This is a genomic window from Paenibacillus monticola, from assembly GCF_009664975.1.
Taxonomy (GTDB): Bacteria; Bacillota; Bacilli; order Paenibacillales; family Paenibacillaceae; genus Paenibacillus_AQ; species Paenibacillus_AQ monticola.
In genome coordinates this window covers 581,635-595,392 of record NZ_WJXB01000002.1, presented here as the reverse complement: position 1 = coordinate 595,392, position 13,758 = coordinate 581,635, and the positions used below count along the sequence as shown (strand labels likewise).

At 45.6% G+C, this 13,758-nt stretch carries 14 protein-coding genes and 1 other RNA gene; 10 read left to right on the top strand and 5 right to left on the bottom strand.

Features of this window, described 5'->3' with window-relative positions; translation table 11 throughout:
- The first annotated feature begins 212 nt into the window (after window positions 1-212).
- The 3 genes from GJB61_RS07220 to GJB61_RS07210 all read left to right on the top strand — a co-directional run bounded on the left by GJB61_RS07220 (window position 213) and on the right by GJB61_RS07210 (window position 1,857).
- Entirely contained in the window at window positions 213-1,010 is a 798-nt protein-coding gene (locus GJB61_RS07220) for a YesL family protein (protein ID WP_154117787.1), read from the top strand.
- A 103-nt stretch (window positions 1,011-1,113) separates the two neighbouring features.
- Window positions 1,114-1,305, top strand: a non-coding RNA gene (gene ssrS, locus GJB61_RS07215) — 6S RNA.
- Window positions 1,306-1,467: 162 nt separating this feature from the next.
- Window positions 1,468-1,857, top strand: a complete 390-nt coding sequence (locus GJB61_RS07210) for a DUF1499 domain-containing protein (RefSeq protein WP_154117786.1) — start codon at window positions 1,468-1,470, stop codon at window positions 1,855-1,857.
- A 222-nt stretch (window positions 1,858-2,079) separates the two neighbouring features.
- Here the strand turns inward: GJB61_RS07210 and tpx are convergent, their stop codons facing one another.
- Window positions 2,080-2,598, bottom strand: a complete 519-nt coding sequence (tpx, locus tag GJB61_RS07205; RefSeq protein ID WP_154117784.1) for a thiol peroxidase — start codon at window positions 2,596-2,598, stop codon at window positions 2,080-2,082.
- A gap of 110 nt (window positions 2,599-2,708) precedes the next feature.
- On the opposite strand from tpx, the gene GJB61_RS07200 reads away from it, so the two are divergent.
- Both GJB61_RS07200 and gltC read left to right on the top strand, forming a co-directional pair.
- The gene (locus GJB61_RS07200) at window positions 2,709-3,335 is read left to right on the top strand and encodes a rhomboid family intramembrane serine protease (RefSeq protein ID WP_154117782.1); all 627 of its coding nucleotides are present in this window, start codon (window positions 2,709-2,711) and stop codon (window positions 3,333-3,335) included.
- A 13-nt stretch (window positions 3,336-3,348) separates the two neighbouring features.
- Window positions 3,349-4,263, top strand: coding sequence for a glutamate biosynthesis transcriptional regulator GltC (gene gltC, locus GJB61_RS07195; RefSeq protein WP_338115695.1), 915 nt, complete (start codon window positions 3,349-3,351; stop codon window positions 4,261-4,263).
- A 61-nt stretch (window positions 4,264-4,324) separates the two neighbouring features.
- Here gltC and GJB61_RS07190 read toward each other — a convergent pair whose 3' ends face one another.
- Together GJB61_RS07190 and GJB61_RS07185 are read right to left on the bottom strand one after the other, a co-directional pair.
- Window positions 4,325-4,993, bottom strand: coding sequence for a zinc metallopeptidase (locus GJB61_RS07190; protein ID WP_154117780.1), 669 nt, complete (start codon window positions 4,991-4,993; stop codon window positions 4,325-4,327).
- 35 nt (window positions 4,994-5,028) lie between these two features.
- The gene (locus GJB61_RS07185) at window positions 5,029-5,460 is read right to left on the bottom strand and encodes a MerR family transcriptional regulator (protein WP_154117779.1); all 432 of its coding nucleotides are present in this window, start codon (window positions 5,458-5,460) and stop codon (window positions 5,029-5,031) included.
- 642 nt (window positions 5,461-6,102) lie between these two features.
- Here GJB61_RS07185 and GJB61_RS07180 point away from each other — a divergent pair.
- Genes GJB61_RS07180 through GJB61_RS07170 form a run of 3 tightly spaced genes read left to right on the top strand, consistent with a single transcriptional unit; the run spans window position 6,103 to window position 9,354 of the window.
- Window positions 6,103-7,494 carry an ammonium transporter gene (locus GJB61_RS07180; protein WP_154117777.1) on the top strand — a complete coding sequence of 464 codons (1,392 nt, stop codon included), beginning with the start codon at window positions 6,103-6,105 and terminating at the stop codon, window positions 7,492-7,494.
- A 40-nt stretch (window positions 7,495-7,534) separates the two neighbouring features.
- Complete coding sequence (locus GJB61_RS07175; RefSeq protein ID WP_154118165.1) at window positions 7,535-8,602, top strand: DUF294 nucleotidyltransferase-like domain-containing protein; 1,068 nt, start codon at window positions 7,535-7,537, stop codon at window positions 8,600-8,602.
- A 2-nt stretch (window positions 8,603-8,604) separates the two neighbouring features.
- Window positions 8,605-9,354, top strand: a complete 750-nt coding sequence (locus GJB61_RS07170) for an exonuclease domain-containing protein (RefSeq protein WP_154117775.1) — start codon at window positions 8,605-8,607, stop codon at window positions 9,352-9,354.
- On the opposite strand, the gene GJB61_RS07165 is transcribed toward GJB61_RS07170, so the two are convergent.
- Entirely contained in the window at window positions 9,336-9,812 is a 477-nt protein-coding gene (locus tag GJB61_RS07165; protein ID WP_154117773.1) for a M67 family metallopeptidase, read from the bottom strand. The two genes, GJB61_RS07170 and GJB61_RS07165, sit on opposite strands and share 19 nt — an antisense overlap.
- A gap of 139 nt (window positions 9,813-9,951) precedes the next feature.
- Between GJB61_RS07165 and GJB61_RS07160 the strand changes: the two genes are divergently transcribed.
- The gene (locus GJB61_RS07160) at window positions 9,952-10,515 is read left to right on the top strand and encodes a TlpA family protein disulfide reductase (protein ID WP_154117771.1); all 564 of its coding nucleotides are present in this window, start codon (window positions 9,952-9,954) and stop codon (window positions 10,513-10,515) included.
- 89 nt (window positions 10,516-10,604) lie between these two features.
- On the opposite strand, the gene cimA is transcribed toward GJB61_RS07160, so the two are convergent.
- A complete protein-coding gene (gene cimA / locus GJB61_RS07155) occupies window positions 10,605-12,224 on the bottom strand; it encodes a citramalate synthase (protein WP_154117769.1) in 1,620 nt (539 codons plus the stop codon).
- Window positions 12,225-12,310: 86 nt separating this feature from the next.
- Here cimA and GJB61_RS07150 point away from each other — a divergent pair, with 86 nt between their 5' ends.
- Complete coding sequence (locus GJB61_RS07150; protein ID WP_154118164.1) at window positions 12,311-13,744, top strand: DNA polymerase IV; 1,434 nt, start codon at window positions 12,311-12,313, stop codon at window positions 13,742-13,744.
- Window positions 13,745-13,758: the final 14 nt, after the last annotated feature.

Below are 13,758 nucleotides of genomic sequence, written 5' to 3'. Positions count from 1 at the left end.
CCTGATACACTGATCTATCCTCAGTAAAAAATCACGCTGAAATCACATAATTGCTTTATCTATATTTCACAAGGTTTACCTAATCAGACTTAAGATATCTATGAAACAAGAAAATGATCATTAATTTGCCTATGTTTATTGTATAATATATCATTAAACATAAGGTATAGTTAAGGTATGCATTATTCGCTAGAAAGACAGGAGGAAGGGAATTGGAGTTTAAGGGAGCTATGGGCGGTTTATACCGTATCACGGAATGGATATCACGTATCGCTTTTAGTAATATTTTATGGGCGCTATGTTCGGTTCCGTTTTTATTAGTTGCTGTATTGAAGGTTATTATGCTGGGTTCGGGTACAGGTGGACCCAACGAACAGATTACCTTGAATTGGGCGCTGGGCATTTTAGCACCATTCACGGTGTTTCCTGCTACAGCAGCACTATTTACAGTTGTGCGCAAATGGGTAATGGGCAATACTGACGTAAGCACGTTCCGTACTTATTTTCAGGGGTACAAAGAGAATTATGTAAAAAGTATGCTTGGAGGAGTCATCTACACCCTTCTGTTTGTCGTTATGTATGTTGATGTGACGGTTTACATGACACAAATGGCCAATTTCAAAATCGTTGGTATCTTGATGCTGGTATTAATGATTATTTTGTTTATTTCCATGTTTAATTTCTTTTCCATTATTGTTCACTATCAAATGACCTTTAAAGAAGTGGTTACTAATTCCATTCTATTGACAATCGCTCGGCCCATTCGAGTATTTTCTACTTTGGTTGGAGCAGCGGTTCTTGTCTATATAGGTCTGAGGTACCCGGCACTTTACTTCATCTGTATTCCTACACTGATCGCTATGGTTGCATTCTTTAATTTCTATGCCACTTACAACAAGCTGCAGCTACAGGTAGAGAAGAAGAAGTTGGAAGAGCAGGAAGCTGAAGAGAAGAAAGCACAGCAGAATGAATCTGAGTTTCAGGATGAGCAAGATTTGAAACACATTTAACAAACCCTAGGATTATCTCGTAAGGATAGGCTGGGATTTAGTTCCAATGTTAATTAAAGCGCATACAGGTTTACATTTTCGTCAAAACGCAATATAATAAATATAAATCCTGCGATGTTCGTTACGGTTGCTCGTTGTTTTGAACCAATGATAATGTCTTGGGAGATCTACACGAAGCGCAGCTGAACTGCCCCGTCTATACGACTTGGGGAATTCAAAAACGTTTTCTGCGGTCACCCACCTGCTCAAGCAGGTTCAGAAGACACTGTAGCCGGACGGCATAGGCGGGTTTTTCTAATGCTTTTGTCTCAGGCGCCCTGTTTCCCGTGTGTTGCGGAAATGAGGCGCTTTTTTGTTTTTTCTGAAACTGGAGAAAGTGAGCAATGCTCTTTTGTTCCAGAGGCAAGAGTGTTACACTTATAATAATGAACTTGGGATTTGTAGAGGGGGAAGAATTTTGTCGTTGAAAAGAACCTTGGTCGGCTTATTTCGCAGTCATGATGGAACAAGCGACCGCGCAAAAGATCCGACATTAAAGACGCGTTATTACAATCTTGCTAAAGACAAGGCGTGGGATGAAGTATCAGCAACACTAAAGAAAATTCCTGGATTCAAGGTGCTGCATGAAGTGCAGTCTGTCGGGGAAATTACGCTGGAGAAGAAGACCGCATTTGGTCGTACACTCGATATTACTGTTTCGGTGTTGAATACAACACCAGTGCGTTGTGCTGTCGATTTGTATTCCGCATCCAGAGGCTCACTCGGCGATTTGGGCGCCAATTATCGTGTTATACAGCGATTGTACGGATCATTGGACAAAAAACTGGGGAAATATAAAGCAGACTGAATGGGAGAGTACGAATTAGCTTTCTTATTTAGAGGTTGTATGCGTTTTCGAGACAAGATCTCATACACAGATGTTTTTCTAAATAAGAAAAAGCGGAAGAAGGATGTCCTTCTGCCGCTTTTTTAAAAAGATAAGACATGATTAATTATTCTTATCTTTCAAGAAGAAACGGGTACCGTCCATAGAATGGACGGCGAAGCCGTTTCTTCTTGAATATTTAAATTATAAAAGTGTCTTTACAGCAGCAATAGCGTCTTCATAGTTAGGATGCTCGGCCATTTCGCCTAAATATTCTACATAAGTCAAGGTATTATTCTTGTCTACTACGAAGATAGAACGCATATCTAAACGGAACTCTTTAATCAGGACTCCATAGGCTTGTCCGAATGACACAGCCTTGTGGTCGGAAAGTGTAATGACTCGATCAATACCGGCCGCGCCACACCAGCGGGCTTGAGCGAAGGGCAGGTCTACACTGACAGTAAGGATAACAACATCATCGCCCAATTCGGCGGCTTTGCTATTGAATCGGCGAGTCTGTGCATCACATACACCAGTATCAAGAGAAGGCACAACGCTGATTAGCTTAATTTTGCCGGCATAATCACTAAGGGATACTTCTTCCAGAAGATTCTTACTTAGAACGAAATCTGGTGCGGAATCACCTGCTGTTAACTTGGGTCCTACTAGAGTGATTGGATTGCCTTTGAAAGTAGCTACGCCTGTTCTTTCTTGCGTCATTCTTGATTCCTCCTCGAATTGTTATATTGGATTCTTGCTGCCACAATAAATTATAATCTTTATAGCAGGGCGATGTCCAACTGGACACGATACATAAAAGGATGGGTGCTATGATATTCATACGCTATGAGAATTGGAAAAGCTATATCCGGTATTATCCGGTAACCTGTCTGCTTATGCTGGCCAATGTAATTATGTTTGTGGTCCTGACATTTAATGGAGGATCAACAAATCTGGATACGCTTGTGAAGTTTGGAGCTGTGGTGGATGCTGGACCGGAGAAGGAAGAGCTGTGGCGATATGCGGCGGCGGTCTTTTTGCATAATGGCTTCTCTCACTTGCTCTTTAACAGCTTTGCTCTATTGGTGTTTGCTCCACCTTTGGAGCGGTTACTCGGTTGGTGGCGCTATATAGTCCTGTATTTAGCTGGCGGTATTCTGGCCAATCTTTTGTCAATCTATCTTGGTGGTGCGCCAGCTCCTGGGACTGCTACTGTGTCTGTAGGCGCTTCAGGGGCGATCTACGCCGTGTATGGAGCATTTCTATATATTGCCTTGCTGCAACGGGCAATAATGGATGACAGCTCGCGTAAGACCTTGTATGGATTGCTTGTGCTGGGCATTATTATGTCCTTTGCAACACCAAATGTAGACTGGGTAGCTCATATCGGCGGTTTGGTCGCCGGCTTTTTCCTCTATGGATTAATTATTCGCATATTCCCAAAAAGCCGAAAATAGGAGCGATGATAACGTGGAGCTTAGACAGCTGCAATACTTTGTGAAGGTTGCCCAAAAAGAACATGTCACGAGAGCGGCGGAAGAGCTACATGTGGCCCAGTCCGCGGTAAGCCGGCAGATTCATCAGCTGGAGCAGGAGCTTGGGGTAGACTTGTTTATGCAAAAAGGACGCAATCTGCAGCTGACACCCGTTGGACAGCTCTTCTGCAAGAGAGTGGAGATCGTTCTGCAGGATTTGGAACGTTCGGTGGCTGAAGTGCATGAATTTCTGGACCCAGAGCGTGGTGAGATTCGTATCGGGTTTCCGCATAGTTTGGGAACCAATCTGATTCCATCCATCGTAGCGGAATTCCGCCAGTTGTATCCTCACGTCAAGTTTCGTTTCAAGCAGGGCGCTTATCCTTCATTAATTAAGGATGTCTTGGCTGGAGAAGTGGACTTGGCCTTTATTTCTCCTTTTCCGGAGGATGATGAGCAAGTTTCTGGAGACGTCCTGATGACGGAAGAACTGTTCGCGATCCTTCCACAGAACCATCCGCTGGCAGGGGAGTCTGTAATTCGACTGGAGCAGCTGAAGGATGAGAAGTTCGTTCTGTTCAGCCAAGGCTATTCACTGCGTCCCATTGTCTGGCAAGCCTGTCTACAGGCTGGATTCAAACCGCAGATAGCCTTTGAAGGCGGAGAAACTGATACTATACGTGGTTTGGTTGCAGCTGGTATGGGAGTGAGTCTGCTTCCTGAGATGGCGCTTTTCCAGACGAACCCTCTGCAACCAGCACAGGTAAGAGTCCTAGAGCCCTCTGTGACAAGAACGGTCGGACTGATTCATCGTACGGAAGGCAAACTGCCATTGGTTGCCCGCTCGTTCCGTGCTTTCCTTCTAAACTATTTCAGTGATAGACAAAAAAATACCCCAGTCGGCTCCTAGTTCATAGCCTTCTGGGGTATTTTTTTGTTTGAACTCTTTGGCGAGCTAGACACTAGTTAAGTTAGTTGCGGTTGCCAAAAAATACGGATACCAAGCGGAGCAGTTCGAGAAGTGATACTAAAGCAGCAGCTACATAAGTTAATGCTGCGGCATTTAATACCTTGGCCACGCCGCGTTCTTCTTCGTTGCGGATGAAACCTTGCTGAACCATGACTCCACGTGCTCGGTTACTGGCATTGAATTCTACTGGCAGTGTTACAAGTTGGAAAGCAACAGCAGCCGAGAAGAAAATAATGCCCAAGCCGACGAGATTCAGGTAATTGAATATGAACCCGGCCAACAGCATGAATGGAGCTACACTTGAAGCGAAATTGACGACAGGGAACATTCTGTGGCGCAGCGAGAGCATGGGATAACGTTCCTTATGCTGAATGGCATGACCTACCTCGTGACAGGCGACGGAGACGGCGGCGATGGAGCTTTCGTGATATACAGCCTCTGATAGACGAACAACCCGGTGAATAGGGTCATAATGATCAGAGAGGGCGCCTGGTATTGATTCAATGGGAACATCATTAAGGCCATTTGAGTCAAGCATACGTCTGGCTGCAGTGTAACCAGTGATACCGTTCATGTTGGGCACCGTAGACCATTTTTTGAAGGTACCCTTTACCCTGAATTGCGCCCACAACGAGAATAAAAAAGCGATAATTACTAATAGATACATCATATATGCATTCCTCCACTGTATTGTGAATAAGGTGCTTACATTGGCGGTCCTTGAGAGAGTAAGAGTCGAATGGCTTCTATACAGGCAATACCCTGAGGAAGCAGAGTCGAAAGCGCGTGTCTGGCCTGGTTAGGCTTCAATCCGTTAATTATCGGTTCAAGCGCCTTTACTTCACGTTCAAGCCGCTGCATGTGAAGCTCAAGTTCGACAAGCTTGTCGGAAACATCTGTTTCAGGTGTAGCTGTATTCCATTTGGCCATCAAGACTTTGATCTCTTCCAATGTATATTTGTCTTGCTTTAGTTGATTAATACGTTCTAAAGCAACCATGGTTTCATGGCTGTAGAGCCGATAGTTTTTCATACTTCTCGATTCTGGAGTAATAAGTCCCAGTTTAGTGTAATAATCAATAGTACGTTCACTGATCTGGGCAGCCTTGGCTAGCTCGCCGATCCGGTATAGGGTCATATCTCCAAGTTATCTCACCTCGCTGTAGAATCTGATTGCTGGTATAGAGGCAATCATCACTTTGATTTGTACCTATAATGATATCAAACTCGAAACCATACAGTCAAACGTCATACTTACATAAAGTATATGCAATGGAAAAGACAGAAATACATAGGTTTTGTTGCTTACCTAGAATACAACTATTCTCAAGTCAATATCAATTGTAGCGAAACATGTGTGATTATGAATGGAATTAGGGATAATATCACATGATATGTCATGTATTTATATTGAAAAGCTCTTAATACAAATGGTGCCGGTGTCTGAAAAAGGAATAACTATAGTAGGCTAAATTATGTGAGGTTATAATTTTATAGCATTTTTACTACTATTGTTTAATAAAAATACGGATAAGCGAACTGAACAATGAGAATTCTCTGTATGCGTTTCCATATCAATAGGGAATAGGGAAAGGCTTATCCTAAGCAATCCTGCAATAACTACACTTCGTAAATAATCTGTGGAGAAAACGTGAGCATACATAAATAAATTAAAAACATTCAAAAAAATAGTCTTGTCAATTTCCCTGACTTCTGATTATAATGACATTAAGAGTTTCACGCTTTGTTAGAAAATATAACATTGGGGAGTGGGGTAATAATGAAAAAGAAGTGGTTGATGATGTTGCTAGCCATGATTACATTGATGGCCTATCCGGTAAGTGCATTTGCTGCAGATGGCCCAACTAATGCGGATTTACAGATTGGCTTGGATACGGCGTTTACCTTCCTGGCATTTATCTTAGTATTCTTTATGCAAGCAGGGTTTGCAATGCTGGAAGCAGGTTCGGTACGAATGAAGAATGCAGGTCACGTAGCTGGTAAGACAGTGCTGACACTGGCAATTGCGAGTCTGTGTTTCTGGGCACTTGGTTTTGGCCTTGGCTTCGGAAATGGTAACAGTTTCTTCGGTACCACAGGTTTTTGGTACGGTGGAGATTCCACAGGTTCTGCATTTGAATCACTCGCATTTTCTGATGTTACTTTAAATGTTAAATTCTTATTCCAAATGGCTTTTGCGGCTGTTTCCCTGGCTATCGTATCTGGTGGTATGGCTGAACGTGCAAAGATCAGCGTATATATCATTTTCGGAATTTTGTTCTCGATCGTCATTTATCCTGTCGTAGCTCACTGGGTTTGGGGCGGCGGCTGGTTGGCTGAGCTGGGAATGCAGGATTATGCGGGTTCCACAGTTGTACATCTTACAGGTGCAACGGCGGCGGTTGTCGCAACAATTCTGCTTAAGCCTCGACTAGGCAAATTTAATAAAGAAGGCAAGCCGGTTATTATCCCGGGCCATAACCAAGTGTTCACCGTACTCGGAGTTATCATTCTATGGTTTGGCTGGTTTGGCTTTAACCCAGGCAGCGCGTTGTCCCCAATGGGCGGATTCTTCGGTCATGTAGCACTGACAACGAACCTGGCAGCAGCGGCTGGCGGATTGGCTGCACTGATCGCTTCATGGTTGTACTTTGGCAAGTCTGATATTCCCGCTATGCTGAACGGTGTCCTGGCAGCGCTGGTTGCCATTACAGGTGCCTGCGCATTCGTAGAGCCTTGGGCAGCCATTCTTATCGGATTTGTTGCTGGAGCCTTTACATTCATGACTTCCCAGTGGCTGGAACGTGCAGGTCTAGATGATCCAATCTATGCTTTCTCTGTTCACGGTATTGCAGGGATGTGGGGAGCGCTCTCCACAGGTTTGTTCGCAACACCTACACTTGTAGAAACCGTTGGTGTCGGTAAAGCAGGATTGTTCTACGGTGGTGGTTTACATCAGTTGGGCGTTCAGGCATTGGGTGTAGCCGGAACCTTCGTATTCGTAGCAGTAATGTCCTTTATCATCCTATATGTAATGAAGCTTGCTATCGGACTTCGTGTTACGGAAGAAGAAGAATTGATGGGTCTGGATATCAGTGAACATGGTACTTATGGCTACCCTGAACAGATGAAATTGATCGCAGATTCCGAATCCAAAACCCCTAAACTATAAAATTATCTTACTTAATAGGGAGGCGGACCGATTGGCTTCGATGGAGACAAGAGATTGGAACGAAGAAAAGAGCTATACGTCCATCGTAACGGCCGGTTCGCCACAGGAGCTTAAGGAAAGGCGTACTGCCTGTCAAAGCGTACTTCTTGAGCAGTTAAATGTTATTCCAATCGAGCAATGGATGCTCCGTGTGAATGCAATGCATGATCTTATTGCGCAGACGGCGGTACAAATATGTGAGGCGCAGATGAAAGAGGCGGGCTTTGGCCCGCCTCCCTGCGCCTATTCCTTTATTGTATTTGGCAGCGCGGGGAGAATGGAAGCTACGCTGTGGAGTGATCAGGATAACGGTTTAATTGTAGAAGGTGAACCGGACGTTGCTAATAATCAGTATTTTAAAGATTTCGGTGCCATGCTGTCCGATATGCTTGAAGAAGTAGGATATGAGAAGTGCGAAGGTAAGGTGATGTGCTCCGAACCGATGTGGCGTAAAACATTGCCAGAGTGGAAAAAGCAGCTTGAAGGATGGGCTAATCAGCTGGAATGGGAGCCGATCCGCTATCTAATTATCTCTTCAGACATGCGTCATGTTGCAGGAAACACTGAATTGTCTGCAGAGTGGTTGAAAGCCTTGCATCATTGCTTTATCGACAATGGGAAACTGTCAACAGCAGTTCTGCGCAATACAGTGCGGCATAAGGCAACGCTTAATCTTCTCGGGCAGGTACTTACGGAGCGTTTCGGCGATTATGCTGGTGGATTCGATATTAAATATGGAGTCTATATCCCTCTGCTGAATATAGTTAGACACTTGTCCTTACTGCATGGGATAACTGAAAGCTCAACGCTGGAACGGATTAAAATACTGGATGAAATTCATAAATATCAACATTTGGAGGAGATTAGGCGAGCCTTTTTAACCGCTCTGCGGTTGCGTGTCAATACGCCGTATAACATAGAGAATGGCTTGTTGACTAGCAGTGATTATGTTGCCGAAAGTGATTTAAAGAATAAACAGCTGATGTCCGAACTGCGAGAAAGCCTGCTGCTTGTCAGGCGTATCCATCGGGCTTTGCAGCGTCAGCTCCGGTCAGCGGAAAGGAAGTAGTCATGAAGGAACCGAACAAAGGCGGAGGATTCTGGAACAACTTAAGACAGGGCGGAATGCCGTCTGCTATCGCGTCCATGAGAGGCGGGGAAGCATCACAGCAAACAGCACAGCAAATGGCTTTTATCCGTTCTCTGATGCGTGAAAAGCGGCGTCCTGAGGTGCTACGAACTCCGTTGGCGGAGCTGGAAACTGTTATTTTTGATTTGGAGACTACTGGTTTTGCTCATCAACACGGTGATGAAATTATGTCAATTGGTGCCATTAAAGTCGTAGGAGAGACTATTAAGGAAGATGAGTGTTTCTACACACTGGTGAACTGCCAGACTGCCATTCCAGAGAATATTACGCAGTTGACAGGAATATCTGAGGAAATGACACGTTCAGCACCTTCCCTGATGGATGGTCTTCATAATTTCATGTCATTTGTGGGTCAGCGAGTGATGGTGGCACACGCAAGTTCTCATGACAAGTCTTTTCTTAATGCAGCACTATGGAAAACCTCCAAGGTCCAGCTAACCCATCGGGTACTCGATACCATGATGCTGGCCCGCTGTCTTGAACCACAGCGAAGCAATTATACCCTGGATGAGCTGCTGGCCGTGCATGGCATTCCGATCAGTGGGCGCCATAATGCTCTGGAAGACGCCAAAATGACCGCGAGTCTGTGGGTTTCCTACCTTCAGGAAATCGCGAAGAAGCCTCAGCTAGAGACCTTAGGCGATTTGTACACTTATTTAAGCAGAGCATAGATTGGGGCTTGTATCAGCCTAGGGGAGGACCTTCCGTTGATATCAAACTGCCGATCAATGTAATATCCTCCAAAGTTCGGGACATTGTTATCTCCTTGTCCGGGAGAACCTATCACATAAATCTGAAATTCCGTACCCAGTGCCGTTAACCCGCTTAAATCAGCGGCAGAAGGCAGGGGTGGGGAATGTGGATGAGAGTGAAACAAACCGATAGGGGACGGCACATTATAGAGGGCCTTAATCCATTCTCTAGGTTGAGGTACAAAAGCATGCAGCGGGTCAGGCGCTACGTTGCTAATGGGCACGTAAGTGTCGATCAGCATGCCTCCCGCTGCGGCGGCACCCAGCAGGACTCCGCATGCTTCATGTGGATAACAGGACAACAGATGCTTCCCCAGCGCCTGTTGTACGGACGGTTTCAGTCTTATGGGCTGAATATCTCCCTGGATTGCTGTCAATTGTTCACCCCTCTCTCTTCACTCGGGTTTCGTCCATGGACGAAATCCCTTTTTTTGTATAGAAATGTATGGTTTGAAACTTAAGCAAATGGGGGTACAATAGGAGGAAACTATCCCATTCGCAAAGGAACATACCTCTATGAATGCTGTTAAGAAACGGAATTTGACGGTTATGGCCCTTGTTATTTTTCTGCTGATCCTGACGGTGTGGCATAATCGTGAACCAGAAGCGGCCGCTGTTTTTCAACAGCAAACAGGGCTTTCAACGAGAATCGGTCCTCAAGCCGGGCTGCTAGCTCCGTCATTTTCCCTCAAGGGAAGCGAAGACAGTGTGTATTCTGTGGGCGGAACAAGGGATAAGGCGGTAATGGTTAATTTCTGGGCGTCTTGGTGTGATCCCTGCCAGCAAGAGGCACCAGAGCTGAATGCAATAGCTGAGCAGTACAAGGAAGTTCTGGACATATACGGTATTAATGTAACCAGTTACGATTATAAGCCCAATGCAGAACGTTTTATCAAGAAATATAACATCACTTTTCCAACTATGTTTGATTTGAAAGGTGATGTATTTGCCAAATATAATGGAGCGGTCTTTCCTACTAATGTGTTGATTGATAAGAACGGAGTGATTTCCGAGATCATTCTGGGTACTTTGAGTCGTGAGGAGCTGGAGAAGAAGATCATTAAACTTACCCAACCATAATTCCTCTTAAAGCTCTGTTAATGAAAAGGCCCCCTTCAGTCTGAAGGGGGTTCTTTGTCTTAGAGCAACACTTCGTATGGGATAGAACTTTAATGATTAACCAAGCCTCTTGGCTCGTTAGTAGCTTCACTATCGTTCTTCAGCGAGATCTGCCCTAGCAGGGCGTAGCGCATACTGTCGACAAGCGCTTCCCAGCTAGCTTCAATCACATTACTGGATACACCAACAGTGCTCCAGGTATTAGTAAAGTCTTTGGACTCAATCAGTACTCGTACCTTAGCCGCTGTCTGGTCTTGTTCATCAAGCACACGCACCTTGTAATCGGAGAGATGCATATCCTTTAACTGCGGGAAATAAGGCAGTAAAGCTTTGCGTAAGGCATTATCGAGTGCGTTGACTGGACCATTGCCTTCTGCGGCTGTATAGAGGTTCTCGCCACCTACATTGAGCTTCACGAAAGCTTCTGATACTACGGGGCGGCCGGCCGTCTTCTCCACAAGCATTTTGAAGGATTCAAAGGTGAACAACTCATTCATCTCACCGGTAGCTTCGCGTAGCAGCAGCTCAAGTGAGGCATCTGCACCCTCGAACAGATAGCCCTGATGCTCCAGGTTCTTGATCTTATCAATTACCTTCCGGGCCTGCTCACTACTTGGGTCCAGACTAAGTCCCATATCCTGAGCTTTGGAAACCACATTGCTCTGACCGGCCAGCTCAGAGACGAGCACTCGTTGTTTATTGCCGACCAATTCAGGTGCGATATGCTCATAGGTACGTGAATCACGCATGATGGCCGAGACATGAATCCCGCCTTTATGAGCAAAAGCAGCAGTTCCGACATAGGGTTGGTTGACTGGCATATTAACATTGGCGATTTCACTTATAAAACGCGCCGTATTCGTGAGTTGAGGCAGAGAGTCCCCAGGAATACAGTGAAAGCCCATTTTGAGCTGAAGTGTAGGAATGACTGAGCAAAGGTTAGCATTACCACAACGTTCCCCATACCCATTAATCGTACCTTGTACCTGACGAGCTCCTGCTCCGATAGCACTAAGCGTATTCGCTACTGCTAACTCGCAATCGTTGTGAGTATGAATTCCCAAAGGGGCACTTGGGAGATGGCGCGACATCGCTGAAACAATCTCCTGAATTTCATGCGGCAGCGTTCCGCCGTTCGTATCGCACATAACTAGCCAATCGGCTCCGGCTTCCCGCGCCTTGGCCAACACAGCTGAAGCATACTCGGGGTTGTGTTTATAACCATCGAAGAAATGCTCGGAATCGAATATAACCTCAAGGCCATGTTGTTTCAAATAAGATATGGAGTCGCCAATCATAGCGAGATTCTCCTCCAGAGTGGTCTGAAGTGCCGTATGCACATGGAAATCCCACGATTTCCCGACCAGTGTGACCGCAGGAACACCCGCGTCGATCATGCGTTTGAGATTATCATCGTGTTCTGCCAAGGAGTTCTTGCGGCGAGTGCTGCCGAATGCAGTGATTTTGGCGTTTAGATGCAGTTCCTTGACTCTTTTGAAAAATTCAATGTCTTTATTGTTGCTTCCCGGAATGCCACCTTCAATATAGTGCACACCCAGATCATCGAGTTTCTTGGCGATTTTCAGCTTGTCATCCGCAGACAGACTGATTCCTTCACCTTGGGTGCCGTCGCGCAGTGTTGTATCGAAGATGGAGATGGACTTAGACATGAGAGTCCTCCTAAAAGTTTTGTGAGCTTCGGCTTCCGGAATTCGCTTCGTGCACAACTCGCATTGGAAGCATACGCTTGAGGGAAATGAATTTTTACATTATATCATTTTTACGCGGGAATGTAACAAAGAACTTTGCGGGCTGTCTGTTTGAAGTTGACCTTCAGGCACTGGAGCGGTATTCTAAATCTGACAATAGAAACCCTAAAGATAAGAAGGTAGACATTGTGCAGAATGTGGATCAATATTATCCAACGAGCGGAAGGGTCATCCTGCATGTGGATATGAATGCTTTTTACTGTTCCGTACATGAAGCGGAAGACCCGCAGCAATATAGTGGTAAGGCTACTGCAGTTGCAGGAAGTGTGGAGCTCAGGAGGGGGATTATCGTCACCTGTTCCTATGCCGCACGTAGGCAAGGGATATCAACGGGTATGCAGGTCCAGAAGGCGCTGCGGATTTGTCCCTCTTTAATTGTTATTAAGCCGAACTTTCATCTATACCGTAAGTATTCCAATGCGTTCATGCAGATTGCCTACAGTTACACTCCGCTGCTTGAAGCAGTGTCAATAGATGAATGTTATCTGGATATTACGGGATCGCGCCAGTTCGGCAATCCGCTGGAGATAGCCGAGGACATTCAGCGTCGTATTATGGATGAACTGGGTCTGCCTTGTTCCATTGGGATTGCCCCCAACAAGTTGTTGGCTAAGATGGGCTCTGATTTGAAGAAGCCCAATGGCATTACAGTGCTGAGGTTGCGCGATGTGCCAAAAATTCTATGGGACAAGCCTTGTGACCAAATGTTCGGTATCGGCGGCAAGACTGCCGAGAAGCTTCGTAAGCTAGGCATCTACAGTATTGGACAACTAGCTGCTGCAGATGAGGGAATGCTGGTGGAGCACTTTGGGGTTATGGGTTCTTGGTTAAAGCGGGCCGGCAACGGCATTGACCATGGCTTGGTGAATCCCGAGCGGGAGCAGAGTAAATCTATCGGCCACACCACAACATTACCCCGGGATGTCATTGGTCTGGCTGAAGCGAGACCGATTCTACTAAACTTGAGCGATCAGGTAGCAAGACGGTTGCGGAAGCAAAGTTTGGTAGCCTCCGGTTTGCAGCTTACGATTCGTACACCCGATATGAAGACGATAACCCGCTCGCGCCAGCTTGAAGTGCCCACGGAGACCGCTGAGGATATTTACAAGGCGGTCTGCGAGCTATATTCGCGCCATTGGAACAAAGAGAAACCTGTGCGGCTTCTTGGGGTGACTTTGCATGGCCTAACCCCCAAAGAAGAGTCGGCCATTCAGCTTGATTTGTTCGATTATGAACGTCAGCCAAAGAAAGAATCGCTGAACAAAGCAATGGATATTCTGCGTAATAAATTTGGCGAGAGCGCTGTTTTGACTGCTGGAATGCTGACAGATTCTCATTCCGCGAGGCTGCGCAACCATAAGGAGCGAGGAACCTCGCTGCAAAAGGATAATTTGCAAACGGTAGATCCTGATAAAGAGTGAAATAAACATTCTAT

Bases quoted from the DNA above. Each gene is read 5' to 3' on its own strand.
- GJB61_RS07200 (WP_154117782.1), top strand. From the start codon at position 2,709: ATGATATTCATACGCTATGAGAATTGGAAAAGCTATATCCGGTATTAT.
- GJB61_RS07160 (WP_154117771.1), top strand. From the start codon at position 9,952: ATGAATGCTGTTAAGAAACGGAATTTGACGGTTATGGCCCTTGTTATT.
- cimA (WP_154117769.1), bottom strand. From the start codon at position 12,224: ATGTCTAAGTCCATCTCCATCTTCGATACAACACTGCGCGACGGCACC.
- tpx (WP_154117784.1), bottom strand. From the start codon at position 2,598: ATGACGCAAGAAAGAACAGGCGTAGCTACTTTCAAAGGCAATCCAATC.
- GJB61_RS07180 (WP_154117777.1), top strand. From the start codon at position 6,103: ATGAAAAAGAAGTGGTTGATGATGTTGCTAGCCATGATTACATTGATG.
- GJB61_RS07185 (WP_154117779.1), bottom strand. From the start codon at position 5,460: ATGACCCTATACCGGATCGGCGAGCTAGCCAAGGCTGCCCAGATCAGT.
- GJB61_RS07150 (WP_154118164.1), top strand. From the start codon at position 12,311: ATGAATTTTTACATTATATCATTTTTACGCGGGAATGTAACAAAGAAC.
- GJB61_RS07190 (WP_154117780.1), bottom strand. From the start codon at position 4,993: ATGATGTATCTATTAGTAATTATCGCTTTTTTATTCTCGTTGTGGGCG.
- GJB61_RS07175 (WP_154118165.1), top strand. From the start codon at position 7,535: ATGGAGACAAGAGATTGGAACGAAGAAAAGAGCTATACGTCCATCGTA.
- GJB61_RS07170 (WP_154117775.1), top strand. From the start codon at position 8,605: ATGAAGGAACCGAACAAAGGCGGAGGATTCTGGAACAACTTAAGACAG.